Below are 14,466 nucleotides of genomic sequence, written 5' to 3' on the forward strand. Positions count from 1 at the left end.
CTTCAATTGCAGCCTGAACCACCAGATTGGATTGGCCAAATCGCCGTGTGCGCAAGGGTGACGGCAGCGTCAGACCGCATTGCCGTGCCCAGAAATCCCAGGTTGGGCTTGCAGGACCATGATGCAGATTCTCATCTACCAGCATCGTGTGCTTCGCAAGATCCTCGACCCCGCGCAGGTTGGGTATCAAAGATGGTGCGCAAACAGGAAACAACTGCTCGGTCATCAGCAGATCCACCTGGTAGCCGGGGTAATCACCCAGCCCATAGCGGATTCCGATATCCGCATCCGCGCCGGAGAACGGATATTGACCAGTATCCGTAGCGATCGAAATCGATAGGTCCGGGTGGGCCAGATCAAAGTTCAAAAGACGCGGAAACAACCAGTTGAAAGCAAAACCTGGCAGGCATGAAATCACGATGGTCCGGTCGTTGCGGGTCTTATCCCGCAACTGGGTGCAAACACCTGAAATGCGCCCCAGCCCTTCGGAGATGGCCAGCGCTAGCAGTTCACCCTCTCGGGTTGGGCGCGATGACCGCGCGCCGCGTACCAGCAGATCGCGACCCAACCATTCCTCAAGCGTCCGCACATGCTGACTGACCGCACTTTGGCTAACACCAAGTTCGGCCGCGGCAGGGGAAAAGCCAGAATGACGGACAACTGCCTCGAAGGCACGCAGAGCTGAATAGGGCAGATTTACAATCATATTAGTCACCCTAATGTCAGACATAATCACTTTCAAATAGATTAGGCGCATGGTGCAGGCCTAATCTGTACGGGCTTGAATCCGTAGGAGACGCGAATGTCGGACATCACACCCGAGCGCGGCGCGCGAAATCTTTTGACGAACTGCGCTCACGCAGCGGCGGGTGACCGACTTCTGATCGCTTACGAACCCCCCGAGTTTGGTTATTTTGACGCGGACAGTGTCAAGATCGTATCGGACGTCGCGCAATCCATGGGGTTGTCGGTTGATGCAGTGGATGTAGGATTTAATCCGGACAATCCTCACCTGTCCCCGGATCTTCTGGCGCGGTTCGAAGCAGCCGAGATAATCCTCTTTCTTGCCCGTCTTGGGGATCAGCTACGGTTTTCGGAGATGCCCCGGGGCAAAAAAATCATCGTCAGCTTTGCGCTGAACCGTGAGCTGTTCGGGTCGGGCTTTTCCAACGGGCACCATGATGCCTTTCTCGACATCAAGGCGGCGATCAATGCCGTCCTGAACGAGGCAACCGATGTGCGGGTCACCTGCCCTCTGGGCACGGCCTTTCAGGGGAAGCCGAAGATGAACCTTGATCCGGCGGGCGATACGTCGATCCTGAGATTCCCCATGTCAGTTTTCACGCCAGTCCCGGCGCGCAGTTTCTCAGGGCGGGTGGCGCTGAAGTTTCTGACCGGAACCGGATCAAAATACTATGAAGACTATACGATCGAGTTCGACAGCCCGGTGTTTGCGTCACTTGAGAACGGACGCCTGACCGGGTTCACGGGCGAGCCCACCGATGTCGACCGGGCCGAAGCGCAATATGACCGGGTCGCGGGCCAGTTCGGTATTGACCGAAATTTCGTGCATTCATGGCATGCTGGCATTCATCCGGGCTGCGGATACCCTTGGGATATGCGCGAGAATTTCGAACGCTGGGGCGGATCTGCTTTTGGCAATCCGCGTATCCTGCACTTCCACACTTGCGGCGCATATGCTCCCGGAGAAATCAGCTGGAACGTGTTTGATCCGACAATCAAGATCGATGGTGTGACCTATTGGGAAGATGGGGTTTTTCATGCTGACCGCCTGCCCGGCGGAGCTTCCATTCTGGACAAACACCCCTGTGCGGCAGCACTGTTTGCCGACCCCGATCCGGATATCGGCCTTCGCCGAACCGGCTGATCATTCAAGCTTGATCGAACGCGTGCCATCACGCTAATCTGGTAGCAATAGAGTCCACCCGACAGGACCCTATGGTGCGGAGCACTCCCGTCTCCGGTGCCGGAAAATGCGATGAGGGCGCGGCCCCCGCACCGGCAAATTGTGTGGAACTCACATGTCACAAGCAATCGTAACGCCCCTGTCTCAGGCATTGGCCGAAGGCAAGCTCACGCGTGAAGAGCTGAAAGGTTTCATGCAACGGTCTAACGGTCCCGGCTTATGCCATCTGGCGCTTTGGGTTCTGGTGCTGGCCTGCACGACCACCCTTGTTACTCTGGCATGGAACAACTGGCTGATATGGCCTGCAATGTTACTCCAGGGCATCGTTCTGGTACACCACTTCTCGCTGCAGCATGAATGCGTGCACTATACCGTATTCCGTACAAGGTGGCTGAATGATCTGGTTGGTCAGATCTGCGGCCTGATCATTATCCTGCCGCATCGGTTCTTTCGCTATGAACATTGCGATCACCACACTTATACGCAACTGACCGGGGACGACCCTGAACTGATCCCATTGCCCGAGACGTTGAGGGAGTACCTTATGTACCTGTCCGCCCTGCCCTACTGGCGCGGTAAATTCACGGAACTGTTTCGCCATGCCAGCGGCAACCTCAGCGAGACCGAGCTGCGATTCATCCCGAAAGTGGAACATCAGGCGGTGTATCGCGATGCGCGCAGAATGCTGGCCATCTATACGGCCATCTTTCTGGGCATGGCCATCATCGGCTGGTGGGGACTGATCTGGTACTGGATAATCCCTTTGTTTTTGGGTGAGCCTGTGATGCGCTTTATCCGGATGACCGAACATGTCGGACGCCCCACCGTGGCGCAGATGTCCGAAAATACGCGCACCAATCTGGTATCCGCCCCCTGGTCCTTTTTGTGCTGGAACATGAACTACCACGCAGAGCATCACTACGTGGCCTCAGTTCCTTTCCACGCGTTACCTCGCCTTCATGAGAAGCTGAAAGACCACATTCATGTTGAGCCTGGGGGGTATCTGGCCGCCCATCGCGAGATCTTGAGGCAGATCCGGCAGAAGGCGGAGGCGTAACTCATGGCGGATGAAAAACCCTGGAAAGACGTGATCGAGACAACTCGGCTGGAAAAGAACTGGGTCACACGGGTCGAGATCGGCTCACGTATCCTGGCGGTCTACGACACTCCCGGCGGCGTCTATGCCTCGTTGGCACTTTGCAATCATGGCGGTGCTGATCTGTGTGACGGGTATTTTGATGGCTACGTCATCGAGTGCCCTTTGCATCAGGGCGCATTCGATGTGCGTGACGGACATGCGGTTTCGGCCCCTGCGACACGACCAATGAAGGTATTCGAAACCCGCATCAAAAACGGCATGGTGCAGATCCGGGCGTAGCCCCGAACAGTCCTAGTCCGGTGCCGGCAACCCCGGCATCAGGATATATCCCGACGGAGCTTCAACACGCGCGATCCACGAACGGACTGCCGGGTAAGGAGCCAGCGATAACTTTCCCTGATAAGCCAGTGCTTTGTAGGGGTAACAGGCCAGATCGGCGATCGTAGGACGATCACATGCCAGCCAGCGTCGTCGTGACAGGTGCTGCTCCATATTCTGCAGGGATTTCTGCCCAAGTGCCTGTGGCCCGGTCAAATCGATGTCGCGTTCAAACAGAACAATCGCGCGGGCCGTTGCAACGCCGTGGAAAATCTCGTTTACCGAATAGGACAGCCATTGCTGTATGTCCCCATGCTCTTCTGGCGAATCCGGCGCCCAATCTGCAGCGCCATACTTCTGTGCCAGATACATCATGATTGCGGTGCTGTCGCGCAGGGTAAAGCCGTTGTCGTCCAGCACCGGGACCTTGTTCAGCTGGTTGACCTGCAAGAATGTAACCTGGTTCTGATCTCCGCTCAGCAGGTTGACATTGATGATTTGATGAATTGATGATCCAGCCGCAGCATGGACAGCAGCAGCCGAGCTTTATGGCAACTGCCCGAGAACCGGAAATCATATATCCGCATTGCCCCGGGCCGTTCGCGTCAGCGCCTGTCTGACCGCTTTTCAAGTCGTGCAAACAATCGGCTGAGGCCGAAACACACAACAAAATAGAACCCGGCCGTGGTGATCCACGCCTCAAAGATCATGCGGGACGAGGCCACAAGCTCGACTGTTTTGTAGGTCAGTTCCTGCACCGAGATCAGCGACAGGATCGAGCTGTCCTTGATCAGCGAGATGAATTGGTTTGCCAGCGGTGGCACCACTTTCTTCAACGCCTGCGGCAGAATCACGTAACGCATCTCCTGTAGTTTGCTCATACCAATCGAGCGCGCCGCTTCGCGCTGGCCTTTCGGGATCGACTGGATACCAGCCCGGACAATCTCGCCGACAAAGGCGCTTTCAAACAGGGCCAGAACGATGACACCAGAAACCAGTGAGGGAAAACGGCGCATTTCGCCGAAAAAGAAGGTCCAGATATCTTTGTCCTCTTGCCGCGCTATACCACGAGCCCAACGTTCGAGGTTGAGCGCGTCAATCAGTTGTTGTGACAGGAAGAAAAAGAAAATGAAAACGACCACAACCGGCGGCACGTTGCGGAGAAATTCAAGATACGTCCGTGCCAGCATCCGGATCGTCAGGTTTGCTGAACACCGCGCAACCCCCAGAATGGTGCCAAGCAACAAGGCCAGAATGCCCGAGTAAATACTGATACGGACTGTCGCCATAAGCCCCTGCAGAAACAGGTTCGCGAAATACTCTTCGCGGCCCGAATGCCAGCCAACGACATAGCCCGGGATCAATTCCCAGCGCCATTTGTAGTTCAGCGTGCCTTCGATCGACAGCCAGATATACCCGAAGAAAGCGATCAGAGTCACCACGATCAGATAATCTGGCCATCTCAGTTTCTTCAGGAAATCTTGCACCGGGATTGCTCCGCCTCAGGGTCGGGGGCGGCAATGCCGCCGCCCTTTGTTTTAGTCACTGAGCAACCTGGTCGGCCCACTCTTCTGTTGCGAACCAATAATTGTGACGCTCTTCCAGCCAACCCGAACGCCATTGCTGAGCAATCCAATTGTTGAAGAAGTTCAATGCATCCGGATCACCTTTGCGCATAGCAAAGGCTTCGCCACGCGGATCAAACAGATCGCCTTCCATCACGCGCAGAGTTTCAGGATTACGCCCTGCTTCCCGGTTGGGCGTAGGCTGTGAAGCCATTGTTGCGTGTGCATTTCCGTTAAGAACTTCTTGCGTCGACGCGCCATCTTCATCAAATAGCAACAAGTTTGCTTCCGGGAAGTTTTCCGCGATCACGACAGCGGGCGTTGCACCGCGACGGGCTGCGAACGTCACGTCTGCAGAATTCAGATCAGCCTGAGTCATTCCATCTGTCAGTTCCTTATTTACCAAGATGGCCAGACCGGAAAAAGCATATGGATCGGTAAAGTTGACAGTCAGGTTTCGCTGCGGCGTCACAGACATGCCCGAGATGATCACGTCGAAATTGCCCGAAACCAGCGCCGGAATGATACCGTCCCATGCGGTGGGAACAAATTCAACTTCGACCCCCATGTCTTCGGCCAGCTTGCGACCGACATCCAGTTCGAAACCGATCAGGTCACCGTTCTTGTCGCGCATCGACCACGGTACGAATAGCGACAGCCCAATGCGGATCACTCCATCCTGCTTGATGGTTTCAATCACACTTTCGCTTGACAGGTTCTGCGTTGTGCTTTGCGCCCAACCTGATGTTGCGACGCCTGTTGCAACGACCGCGCTCAGCGCCGCCCCCAACATTCTGCGAGAAAGCTTCATCTTGGTTCTCCTTGTTGTCCGACATAGTTTTCAGTTTTATTGGTCGACGGCATATTTCTTCTCCAGGTGGGTTACGCCAATCGACAGGATCAGGGTCACCACCAGATAGACCAGTGCAATGGTGAACCAGATTTCGAAACTCATGTAGGTATCGGATATGATGTTGCGTCCAAACGTGGTCAGTTCAGCCACCGCGATCACGCTTACAATCGCTGAGGATTTGATCAGGTGAACTACCTCACCGGTCATCGGTGGCAGCATGAACCGTACTGATTGCGGCAAAATGATATAGCGATAGGTCTGATACGGTGTCATCCCGATGGATTTTGCCGCCTCCCACTGACCCGTGGGAATTGCGTTGATACCAGCGCGGAAAATCTCGGAAATCAGGGCCGAATGAAAAACGGCAAGTGTCAGGATACTTGCCGTGTATCGGTCAAACCCAAAGATCGGCCCGAGCACATAATAGAAAAGATAAAGCAGAACCAGCAGCGGAATATTGCGGATCAGTTCCAGGTACCCCACGGCAACCGCTGACCCGATGACCAACCCCGATAGCCGCAACAGAGCCACCAAAAGGCCTATCGCCGTTGCCAGAAAAAAGGCGGTCACCGACAGTTGGATGGTGGCTACAAGCCCAATTGGGATTTCACCCCATTCAAACCCGACCTCGGTATTGCGGTACAGGAATTGCGGCACACGATACCATTGCCAGTTATAACCCATACTCTGCGCCCCAGCGTAAGCGCCATAGGCGATTAGACCAACAATAATGGAATAAATGACAACGGAAATCAGGACCGAGTCGAAAAACCGCTTGTGAAACGGTGGCTTTGGCAACGGCTGGCCCTTTGGCCCGGATATGCCCAGATCGCTCACGTTCAATGCGCCAGAATCTGATCCAGGAACAGGCGGCACCGTTCGCTGGAAGGGTTGGTAAAGAACTGTTCAGGCGGCGATATCTCGACGATCCGACCCGCCTCCATAAAGACCATCGTGTCTGCGACCTTGCGGGCAAACCCCATTTCGTGGGTAACCACAACCATGGTCATGCCGGTTTCGGCCAACTCGACCATCACGTCCAGAACTTCGTTGATCATTTCCGGATCGAGCGCCGAGGTCGGCTCGTCAAACAGCATGATCCGGGTTTCCATGCACAAAGAACGCGCAATCGCCACGCGCTGCTGCTGACCGCCAGACAATTGTGCCGGATATTTGTCGGCCTGTTCCGGAATATGCACGCGCTCAAGATAATTTCGCGCGGTCTCTTCGGCCTGTACCTTTGAAACTTTGCGCACTTTCATTGGGCCGATCATAAGATTTTCCAGCACAGTCAAATGCGGAAACAGATTGAACTGCTGAAAAACCATCCCAACTTCCTGGCGCAGTTCGCGTATCTCCTTGGCCCCCTCGTAAACTTCGATACCATCTATCACCAAACGGCCCGAATTGTGCCACTCCAGACCATTGAAACAACGGATCAGTGTGGACTTTCCCGAACCAGAGGGTCCGCAGATCACTACTTTTTCACCCTGATGAACCGTCAAACTAACGTCTTTCAGCGCATGGAACGTGCCATAATACTTGTCCAGATTGGTCACTTCAATCATCGGAGTGGCGTGTGTCATGTCGCGCCTGTCATGGTTCGGGACACCATACCTGGCAGTCTTTTGCGGTGAAAATTGCGCCGTGATTTCTCAGTTGGCCTCTCCGAAACCGTAGCGCGCGCGGGCCGACAAAGGGCGGTAGCGAAACCGTCCTGAAAGCTAGTGCCAGATTGGCGCTTTGACTGAGTGAGGCAGTCGGGCAAGGCCTGAGAATCCTTAAATATGTTGCGCGCTAATTAATATGGTTGCTTAATATGCAATACTCGTCAATAAAAAACTCAGCGCGCCGTACAACACGACCCATAATTTGTGCTGACGACTAAGGAAGGAACCAAAAATGTCTGCCTGGATCAGGATGATATCTGACGAAGACGCCGACGAGCATCTGAAGGCCACTCTGGATCTGGCCCGGACGCCACATGGCACAGTGGACAACGTCATGCGTGTTCATTCCCTGCGCCCCAACACAATGAAGGGGCACGTGATTTTGTACCGGGCCTGCCTGCATGATGAGGCAAACACGGTTCCGATGTGGTTTCAGGAAGTCATCAGTTCCTATGTATCCACCCTCAACACTTGCCCCTATTCTTACGCCAACCACTGGTCCAACGCCCGACATCTAATTGATGATGACGCCCGCGCCGACCAGATTGAGGCGGCGCTCAAGGCGCATCGTCCGCAGGATGCCTTTGACGGCGCCCATCTTGCCGCGCTGACCTACGCAGAAAAACTGACGCTGACACCGGGTACGATGGTCGATTCTGATGTGGCCGGGCTAAAAGAGACTGGTTGGGATGATGGTGAGATACTCGAAATCAATCAGATCGTCGGCTATTTCAACTACGTGAACCGCTTGTTGAACGGGCTTGGCGTGACCACGGACGGAGATGTTGTGGGCTATTACGGCAGCGAGTGATGGGAGAAGCCATGCAGGGAGACCCGCCGGGAAGACAGATCGACCGCGCAATTGGAGCATCGCTGAAAGAGCTGCGCCAAAGCCGAAAGCAATCGGCCCGCCGACTGGCCGAGCAATCGGGTATTTCCGCCGCAATGGTCAGCCGTATCGAAAACGGGCTTGTCTCTCCTTCGATCGACACCCTGGCTGCGCTGGCCGAAGCGCTTGAAGTCCCGATTGTGTCACTGTTCCGCGAAGCCCGCACCGATCACACCGACTATACGCTCGTCCGCCACGGCGAAGGCTTGAAATCCACCCGTATCGCCGCAGGCCATAGCCATGAATATGTCAATCTGGCATTGCATTCACGCAAGGACCTGCGTTTTCAAGCCCGGCGCGTAACCCTTCTGCGCGAGGGTGGTCATCCTCCGACTTATGTCGGTCACGGCGTAGTTTTTGTTCAGGCGCTCGAAGGTGAGGCGGTCTATCGGTATGGCGAGGCCCGGTTCAAGCTGACCGCAGGCGACACGATCAGCGTCGACGCTGAACTGAACCACGGCTTCGAAGAGGTTCTGACCCCGGAATTCGTCTTTCTGACTGTTCAGGCCGAGCGCCCGTGATGCCTGCGTGACATGGCTCAGCCAGTCGATCTTGACCTGACCCGAGGGTCTATTCCGGCACATTTCCGGACACTGGCAGTGCCTGCTGCAATCGGAATGCTGTTCAACACGCTCTATAATGTCGTGGACATCTTTTTTGCCGGGCTGTTGTCGACAAGCGCACAGGCCGGGCTGGCCCTTGGGTTTCAGGCCTTCTTTATAACTTTGTCTGTTGGGGTTGGTCTTGGAGCCGCCATGAGCGCCCTTGTCGGCAACGCACTGGGGGCAGGCAACCACCGCATGGCCCGGCGATTGGTGGCGCAGGGTCTGACATATGGTTTTATCGCCGCCGGGCTTCTGGCATTGTCAGGCCTCTGGTACGGCCCCGCGCTGATACATCTTGTGTCCGACCCCGGCGAATACCGTGATGCGGGGCTACGCTATTTCTATTGGCTTCTTCTGGCACTGCCCGGATTTCTGCTGGCTCATGGGTGCAACGGAATCCTCCAGGCTCATGGGGATGCGGTATCAATGCAGCGCGCCCTGATCGTGGCCTTCTTCGCCAATATCGCCCTGAATCCTCTGCTTATTTTTGGCATCCCCGGGCTGATTCCGGGGATCGGTTTTGACGGGTTGGCCATTTCTACCGTTATCAGTCAAACCGGTGTCATGATCTACATGATCCGGCAGGTGCTGCGACGACGCCGGATGCAGCGAATGCGGATCGCCTATTTCGCCCCGCGCCTGAATCGCTTTACCGTGATTTCCGTTCAGGTCCTGCCAACGGCGGTGTCTTTCATGGTGATGCTGCTTTCAGGATTTGTCATGCAGTTTGCCCTGAAAATATTCGGGGAACATGCCATTGCAGGCTTCGGGGTCGCCATTCGGCTGGAGCAAATTCTGCTTTTACCTGTGCTGGGTGTTACCGGCGCTGTGCTGCCAATCGCATCGCAGAATTTCGGCGCCCGGGATTTTCAGCGCGTGCGGGCGGCCCTGTTTTACTGCTGGAAAGTCGGATTTATCATGACGGCGATGGCCATCCCAATCCTGTGGGGCCTGAGCCCGCATCTGATGCGCCTGTTTACCACCGACCCCGAAGTCGTCCGAGTAGGCGTCAGCTATCTGCGCGTCGACAGCCTGATTCTGCCGTTTTACATGATGCTCTTTTCCATCAATTCGCTGCTTCAGGCCCTCAAAAGACCCATCTGGACGGTCTGGATCAGCCTCTACCGCCAGGGCTTCGGGGTCGCATTCTTTGTCTGGGTCTTCGTCGGCCTGTGGCATTTCAACGAGATCGGTGTCTGGTTCGGAACGGCTACCGCAGTCGTCACTGGTTGGATCATCGCAATTCTGACGGCGAGTCACGTGGCACGGCATGAAATGGGCGGGTTATGGGTTTCGCGTCACCAGGACTCAAATCGAATCCAAAACTGATCCCGCCGCAAATCTCCTACCGCAGCCGCAATCCGGTTTCCGGATCAAACAGCATCGCACGCTCGGGCCGGATCGAGATGCCGATTTTCTCACCTTTCCGACTGCGCTGATCTTCGCGCTCTTCTACGATCAGTTTATCGCCATTGGGTGGGTAGTGTCGCAAACTTTTGGAAAGACGAAAGCCAACGATATGCTAGACGCAGTTACCCTGCGATCTCAGCAAACATCCGAAAGCCGGAAGTTGTATCACTAGAGAATTGCCGCTTCCGGATCATGTTGGCGACCTCGATGCCGTCCAAAGTGGCGGAAGCGGATTCGAACGACTTAAACCCACACATGTGCCGAACACGCCGCTTTATGAACCGATGATCCTGTTCGATCATGTTGTTCAAAAATTTGGACCTGATCGTCTGTACTTTGGCTGGGCAACCGAACCGCTTCAGGATCCTGTTCACTTCTCGAATGCCAGCTGCATTTGCGCCACTTTTGTCGATAACGATTTTGTTTGGGATCCCGTTGGACGACAGTGCTTTGGCAAAGAACCTGGTTGCTGCTGGACGATTCCTCGCTCAGACAGCATGAAATCAAGGGTGTTTCCCGCTTTGTCGACCGCTCGATAAAGATACATCCACTTGCCGAGCACACGGAGATAGGTTTCGTCCATGCGCCAGGAACTCAGCGTTGGTCGCTTCTTCGATTGCGCGCTCGCGGCGATCATCGGCGAATACTTAACGACCCACCTGTTGAGAGTGGCGTGGTCCACCTGCACGCCGCGTTCGGCCATGATCTCTTCCAAATCACGATACGACACTGTGTACCGCAAATAGAAATACACAGCCTAAAGAACTGCATCCTTGGGAAAGTGGCAGCCTTTCAGAGAGATCATACTTAAAACCTGTTCGAAAACTATTCGACGGGAACAGACTACTAAACCTGAGTGCTCGTCAATCTCAGTTCAAAATTTTTGACACAACCAAAGAGTCCGGTTAACCCACAGAAACCACCCTAGAGGTTTAATCTTTGGGTCGGCTTGGCAACGCTTGCCCATCCGTCAAAAAGAATTGCCCAACTAGGTCAGTTGTCATTTGGACGTTATCAATGTGCTCAGATAATCACGCGTTTCATTGTCCCACGAACTGGGGTTTTCCCCATGCGCGATGACGGCGTGAAGCTCCATCAGCTTCCAGACCTCATCCTTCGAACAGGCGGTGACCTCGCCGGGGCAGGTCTCCATGCCCTCGCAATCACGGCAGGCGTATGTGTAGGCTTCGCTCATAGTGTCCCTTTCTTGGTTGGTCGCATCAAAACTCCTGGAAGGTCGGCAGCCCATCGGCGAGCTTGATCCATGGCTGCTGGTGCGAGACAAAGACGTGCGACTTCGGTTCGACCACCGATGGGTCGTCGAGAGTGGCGGCAGCAAACCAAGCGTCAGAACTCCAATCTTGACCGTCCACCTCACCTTCTGCGGCATAGTTCAGTGTTGTCCCGCAATCGCCACAAAAGCCTCGGCGAACTCCGGGGGTCTTCTCGATCGTTTTGATGGTACCGCTGGTGACTTCGAAATTCTTCGCGGCCACTTTTGCCCAAGTCACGAAGGCGCCACCAAGCGCCAACTGGCAGGACCGGCAATGACAATGCGCTGACCATTCCGGCCGACCGGAAATCTCGTATCGTACGGCGCGGCAATAGCATCCACCCTTTAGCTTTTCCATCATCCGATCCTCCAACTGCACTGCCCCAATGATAGGTATATTGCTAAATTTTTGACTTCATGCGACTCATTAATCCTGTCGTAACATTAGAAAATCTATTATATGGACTGGTTGAGACTCCCGACATTGAACAGCCTGCGCGCCTTTGCTGCCGTAGCTACTGCAGGCAGCTATGCAGGTGCCGCAGACCACCTGAACGTTACACAGGCCGCTGTTAGCCAGCAGGTCAAAGCGCTCGAAAACCGAATTGGTATTGCGTTAGTCCATCGGGTCGGTCGCGGCATTGAGCTGACGCGTTCAGGCGCCCGATTAGCACGAGATCTGGAAGCAGGCTTCGATATCATCAGCCGCGGCGTGGAGCGCATAAGTGAAGAAGCCGCACTCCGGCCGGTACAAGTGACTATGCCACCAGCCTTCGCTGTTGAGTGGCTCATGCCGAGGGTCGGCGAGTTCCAGCGGGCGAATCCAGAAATCACCCTGATGCTCAATCCGACGTCACAGATCGTTGAGCTCAGGCCGGGTGGGATCGACGTCGCCATAAGGTATCGTGATCAAAGGCGAGCCGAGCCGGATGTCGAGGCTGTCCTCAAGACAGACATGGTTGTCATCGGTGCGCCATCGCTGATCGAGGCACGTGATCTTTCAGACTACAAGTCGCTTGCCGACCTACCTTGGCTGCAGGAATTAGGGACTAACGAGGCGGCGGAGTGGTTCACTTTTCATGGCATCGTCCTAAAGCGACCTTTGGCGATTAACCACATGCCGGGCAACCTGATCATGCCAGCGGTCCGACGCGGCGATGGCATCACCTATACTGCCCGCGCCTTTTTTACGGAAGACATCGCGGCTGGCCGGATCGCTGTGCTCGCTTCTGAGACGCTCTTTGGTGTCTACCACATCGAAACCTCGCCAGGACAGCAACGCCCCGAAGTGCAGGCATTCATCAAGTGGCTCCGCTCGAAAGCCGAAGTCATTACAGTGTCGGACTGAAGTCGCCTGAGCTTTACGAGCGAACGGCTGCTCCGGGCTCTCACCACGGTTTCGCCGCTTTTCGCATGAGCGTCGGCTCGACGATACCCAAGGGCTGCTAATCCGATTTGCCTAAAAAACTTCGAAGAATTAGTCGCAGCATCGGACGGCTGGTCTCGGTGGGGCATTGTCAGGTTGTTTTTTGCGCCGGGCAAGAGCGGGGTGGAGTGCTGGATTCAAGCGGCCAAGTCGTTTGCATATTCGGTCCAAAGCTCGAAGGCATCGGTTCGGGCGTGGCGGTAGGAACCGGCTGAAAGACGGTGGCGTTTGGGGCGGAATAGTGCGGCGGTTTGATCGTGGACCGACAAGAACCGTTGTGCCTTACCGGACGACTTAAACCAGCCCATTATTTTCTCTCGCCGTCGCGTATGTCTGTGTGAAGCCTCGACGCGATTGTTTAACCCCTTGTGCTGGCGATGCTCAATCCCTGGGGCCAGTTCCGCTATTGCCGCCCCGTAAGAGCGCAGCTTGTCGGTGAAAATTACCCTTGGTCGGCCCCAAACCTTGAATAGTTTCCTGAAAAAGCGCTTTGCGGCAGCTTTGTTCCGGCGGGATTGAATCAAAACGTCCAGAAGTCACCGTTGGCATCAACCGCGCGCCAGAGCCAGTGTTTACGCCCTTTGATTGGCACCACGACCTCATCGAGATGCCATTTACAAGCAGGAAGCGGTCGATCCCGTCGGACCTTTACGGCAAACTGAGCCCCAAAGCGTGCCACCCAGTCCCGGACAGTTTCGTAAGAAACCGCGATCCCGCGAGAGGCCAAAGGATCCTCAACATCACGCAGGCTGAGTGCAAACCAATGGTACGCCCAGACCGCGCAGCCAATGACCGAGCGCGGGAAACGAAAACCCTTGAGGCGGGAAAGATCACACAGATTCAACATGGCAGCGCGCTACAACGACGAGACCGCTTCAACAACCTGACAATGCCTACTGTTCCAACCAAACGTTGTCGAAGCGTGCCTCGAACTGCTGGTGCCGCTCATAGCCCTTCAACTCCGGAACATGGTGCAGGTACTGACTCTGCCAGAAAGGCTGAATGATGGCGCCGCTGTTTCGCAGGATTTTCTGCATCTCTGCCATCAGAGGCCGACGTTTCTCAGGATCGGCAATCCCGACCGCCTCGTTCAGTATTGCATCGAAATCCGCATCGCTGAAACCGGATTCATTCCAAGGTTCTCCGGACCTGTAGGCCAAACCGTATATCTGGACTCCGAGCGGGCGGGCACCCCAATTGGTTGTCGAGAACGGATACTTGGTCCAGTCATTCCAAAAAGTCGCGCCGGGAATGATCTTTCGTTTCACGTTGATACCGGCATCACGAAGCTGCGCCGCAATCGCATCAGTCGTGGTTTGCCGCCAGTCACCATCCAACGAGATCAACTCAAACTCCGTATCGGCGTGGCCGGCGGCGTCAAGCAGTTCCGTGGCCTTGGTTGGGTTGAACTCGGGCTTGCTGATTTCCGCG

The 14,466-nt window shown here is 55.3% G+C and carries 17 protein-coding genes and 2 pseudogenes; 7 read left to right on the forward strand and 12 right to left on the reverse strand.

Going from position 1 to position 14,466, the window contains the following annotated elements; translation table 11 throughout:
- A partial coding sequence (locus tag AC2FNC_RS17395) for a LysR family transcriptional regulator (protein WP_496716072.1) occupies positions 1 to 706 on the reverse strand: 706 nt, incomplete at its 3' end.
- 96 nt (positions 707 to 802) lie between these two features.
- On the opposite strand from AC2FNC_RS17395, the gene AC2FNC_RS17400 reads away from it, so the two are divergent.
- The 3 genes from AC2FNC_RS17400 (at position 803) to AC2FNC_RS17410 (ending at position 3,305) form a co-directional block, all read left to right on the forward strand.
- A complete protein-coding gene (locus tag AC2FNC_RS17400; RefSeq protein ID WP_496716073.1) occupies positions 803 to 1,888 on the forward strand; it encodes a hypothetical protein in 1,086 nt (361 codons plus the stop codon).
- A gap of 154 nt (positions 1,889 to 2,042) precedes the next feature.
- Complete coding sequence (locus tag AC2FNC_RS17405) at positions 2,043 to 2,984, forward strand: fatty acid desaturase family protein (RefSeq protein WP_480520676.1); 942 nt, start codon at positions 2,043 to 2,045, stop codon at positions 2,982 to 2,984.
- Positions 2,985 to 2,987: 3 nt separating this feature from the next.
- Entirely contained in the window at positions 2,988 to 3,305 is a 318-nt protein-coding gene (locus AC2FNC_RS17410; RefSeq protein WP_480520678.1) for a non-heme iron oxygenase ferredoxin subunit, read from the forward strand.
- A 12-nt stretch (positions 3,306 to 3,317) separates the two neighbouring features.
- On the opposite strand, the gene AC2FNC_RS17415 is transcribed toward AC2FNC_RS17410, so the two are convergent.
- The 5 genes from AC2FNC_RS17415 to AC2FNC_RS17435 all read right to left on the reverse strand — a co-directional run bounded on the left by AC2FNC_RS17415 (position 3,318) and on the right by AC2FNC_RS17435 (position 7,348).
- Positions 3,318 to 3,851 (reverse strand): glutathione S-transferase N-terminal domain-containing protein, encoded by a 534-nt coding sequence (locus AC2FNC_RS17415; RefSeq protein WP_480555244.1) that lies wholly within the window; start codon positions 3,849 to 3,851, stop codon positions 3,318 to 3,320.
- Between the two features lie 98 nt (positions 3,852 to 3,949).
- Positions 3,950 to 4,831 (reverse strand): amino acid ABC transporter permease, encoded by an 882-nt coding sequence (locus tag AC2FNC_RS17420; protein WP_480496294.1) that lies wholly within the window; start codon positions 4,829 to 4,831, stop codon positions 3,950 to 3,952.
- 55 nt (positions 4,832 to 4,886) lie between these two features.
- The gene (locus AC2FNC_RS17425; RefSeq protein WP_480478031.1) at positions 4,887 to 5,720 is read right to left on the reverse strand and encodes a transporter substrate-binding domain-containing protein; all 834 of its coding nucleotides are present in this window, start codon (positions 5,718 to 5,720) and stop codon (positions 4,887 to 4,889) included.
- Between the two features lie 36 nt (positions 5,721 to 5,756).
- Positions 5,757 to 6,599 carry an amino acid ABC transporter permease gene (locus AC2FNC_RS17430; protein ID WP_496716074.1) on the reverse strand — a complete coding sequence of 281 codons (843 nt, stop codon included), beginning with the start codon at positions 6,597 to 6,599 and terminating at the stop codon, positions 5,757 to 5,759.
- Positions 6,600 to 6,601: 2 nt separating this feature from the next.
- The gene (locus tag AC2FNC_RS17435; RefSeq protein WP_480478035.1) at positions 6,602 to 7,348 is read right to left on the reverse strand and encodes an amino acid ABC transporter ATP-binding protein; all 747 of its coding nucleotides are present in this window, start codon (positions 7,346 to 7,348) and stop codon (positions 6,602 to 6,604) included.
- Positions 7,349 to 7,664: 316 nt separating this feature from the next.
- On the opposite strand from AC2FNC_RS17435, the gene AC2FNC_RS17440 reads away from it, so the two are divergent.
- Genes AC2FNC_RS17440 through AC2FNC_RS17450 form a run of 3 tightly spaced genes read left to right on the forward strand, consistent with a single transcriptional unit; the run spans position 7,665 to position 10,255 of the window.
- The gene (locus AC2FNC_RS17440) at positions 7,665 to 8,243 is read left to right on the forward strand and encodes a carboxymuconolactone decarboxylase family protein (protein ID WP_480478037.1); all 579 of its coding nucleotides are present in this window, start codon (positions 7,665 to 7,667) and stop codon (positions 8,241 to 8,243) included.
- An 11-nt stretch (positions 8,244 to 8,254) separates the two neighbouring features.
- Positions 8,255 to 8,842, forward strand: a complete 588-nt coding sequence (locus tag AC2FNC_RS17445) for a helix-turn-helix domain-containing protein (protein ID WP_480478040.1) — start codon at positions 8,255 to 8,257, stop codon at positions 8,840 to 8,842.
- Between the two features lie 12 nt (positions 8,843 to 8,854).
- On the forward strand, positions 8,855 to 10,255 hold the full coding sequence (locus tag AC2FNC_RS17450) for an MATE family efflux transporter (RefSeq protein WP_480520682.1): 1,401 nt from the start codon (positions 8,855 to 8,857) through the stop codon (positions 10,253 to 10,255).
- A 16-nt stretch (positions 10,256 to 10,271) separates the two neighbouring features.
- On the opposite strand, the gene AC2FNC_RS17455 is transcribed toward AC2FNC_RS17450, so the two are convergent.
- From AC2FNC_RS17455 to AC2FNC_RS17470, 4 genes and pseudogenes are all read right to left on the reverse strand, one after another.
- Positions 10,272 to 10,418 carry a hypothetical protein gene (locus AC2FNC_RS17455; RefSeq protein ID WP_480520684.1) on the reverse strand — a complete coding sequence of 49 codons (147 nt, stop codon included), beginning with the start codon at positions 10,416 to 10,418 and terminating at the stop codon, positions 10,272 to 10,274.
- Between the two features lie 40 nt (positions 10,419 to 10,458).
- Positions 10,459 to 11,090 (reverse strand): annotated as a pseudogene (locus AC2FNC_RS17460) (IS6 family transposase).
- Between the two features lie 246 nt (positions 11,091 to 11,336).
- Complete coding sequence (locus AC2FNC_RS17465; protein WP_496716076.1) at positions 11,337 to 11,531, reverse strand: DUF1059 domain-containing protein; 195 nt, start codon at positions 11,529 to 11,531, stop codon at positions 11,337 to 11,339.
- Positions 11,532 to 11,556: 25 nt separating this feature from the next.
- Complete coding sequence (locus AC2FNC_RS17470; RefSeq protein ID WP_496716078.1) at positions 11,557 to 11,970, reverse strand: GFA family protein; 414 nt, start codon at positions 11,968 to 11,970, stop codon at positions 11,557 to 11,559.
- 99 nt (positions 11,971 to 12,069) lie between these two features.
- Here AC2FNC_RS17470 and AC2FNC_RS17475 point away from each other — a divergent pair, with 99 nt between their 5' ends.
- Positions 12,070 to 12,957, forward strand: coding sequence for a LysR family transcriptional regulator (locus AC2FNC_RS17475; protein WP_496716079.1), 888 nt, complete (start codon positions 12,070 to 12,072; stop codon positions 12,955 to 12,957).
- 215 nt (positions 12,958 to 13,172) lie between these two features.
- Here AC2FNC_RS17475 and AC2FNC_RS17480 read toward each other — a convergent pair.
- Positions 13,173 to 13,882, reverse strand: a pseudogene (locus tag AC2FNC_RS17480) (IS6 family transposase).
- Positions 13,883 to 13,928: 46 nt separating this feature from the next.
- Positions 13,929 to 14,466: ABC transporter substrate-binding protein (locus tag AC2FNC_RS17485; protein WP_496716080.1), on the reverse strand; the 538-nt coding region annotated here is incomplete at its 5' end.

The organism is Ruegeria sp. BHSA123 (assembly GCF_059613425.1).

Bases quoted from the DNA above. Each gene is read 5' to 3' on its own strand.
- AC2FNC_RS17400 (WP_496716073.1), top strand. From the start codon at position 803: ATGTCGGACATCACACCCGAGCGCGGCGCGCGAAATCTTTTGACGAAC.
- AC2FNC_RS17405 (WP_480520676.1), top strand. From the start codon at position 2,043: ATGTCACAAGCAATCGTAACGCCCCTGTCTCAGGCATTGGCCGAAGGC.
- AC2FNC_RS17410 (WP_480520678.1), top strand. From the start codon at position 2,988: ATGGCGGATGAAAAACCCTGGAAAGACGTGATCGAGACAACTCGGCTG.
- AC2FNC_RS17425 (WP_480478031.1), bottom strand. From the start codon at position 5,720: ATGAAGCTTTCTCGCAGAATGTTGGGGGCGGCGCTGAGCGCGGTCGTT.
- AC2FNC_RS17435 (WP_480478035.1), bottom strand. From the start codon at position 7,348: ATGACACACGCCACTCCGATGATTGAAGTGACCAATCTGGACAAGTAT.
- AC2FNC_RS17440 (WP_480478037.1), top strand. From the start codon at position 7,665: ATGTCTGCCTGGATCAGGATGATATCTGACGAAGACGCCGACGAGCAT.
- AC2FNC_RS17445 (WP_480478040.1), top strand. From the start codon at position 8,255: ATGCAGGGAGACCCGCCGGGAAGACAGATCGACCGCGCAATTGGAGCA.
- AC2FNC_RS17450 (WP_480520682.1), top strand. From the start codon at position 8,855: ATGGCTCAGCCAGTCGATCTTGACCTGACCCGAGGGTCTATTCCGGCA.
- AC2FNC_RS17465 (WP_496716076.1), bottom strand. From the start codon at position 11,531: ATGAGCGAAGCCTACACATACGCCTGCCGTGATTGCGAGGGCATGGAG.
- AC2FNC_RS17470 (WP_496716078.1), bottom strand. From the start codon at position 11,970: ATGATGGAAAAGCTAAAGGGTGGATGCTATTGCCGCGCCGTACGATAC.
- AC2FNC_RS17475 (WP_496716079.1), top strand. From the start codon at position 12,070: ATGGACTGGTTGAGACTCCCGACATTGAACAGCCTGCGCGCCTTTGCT.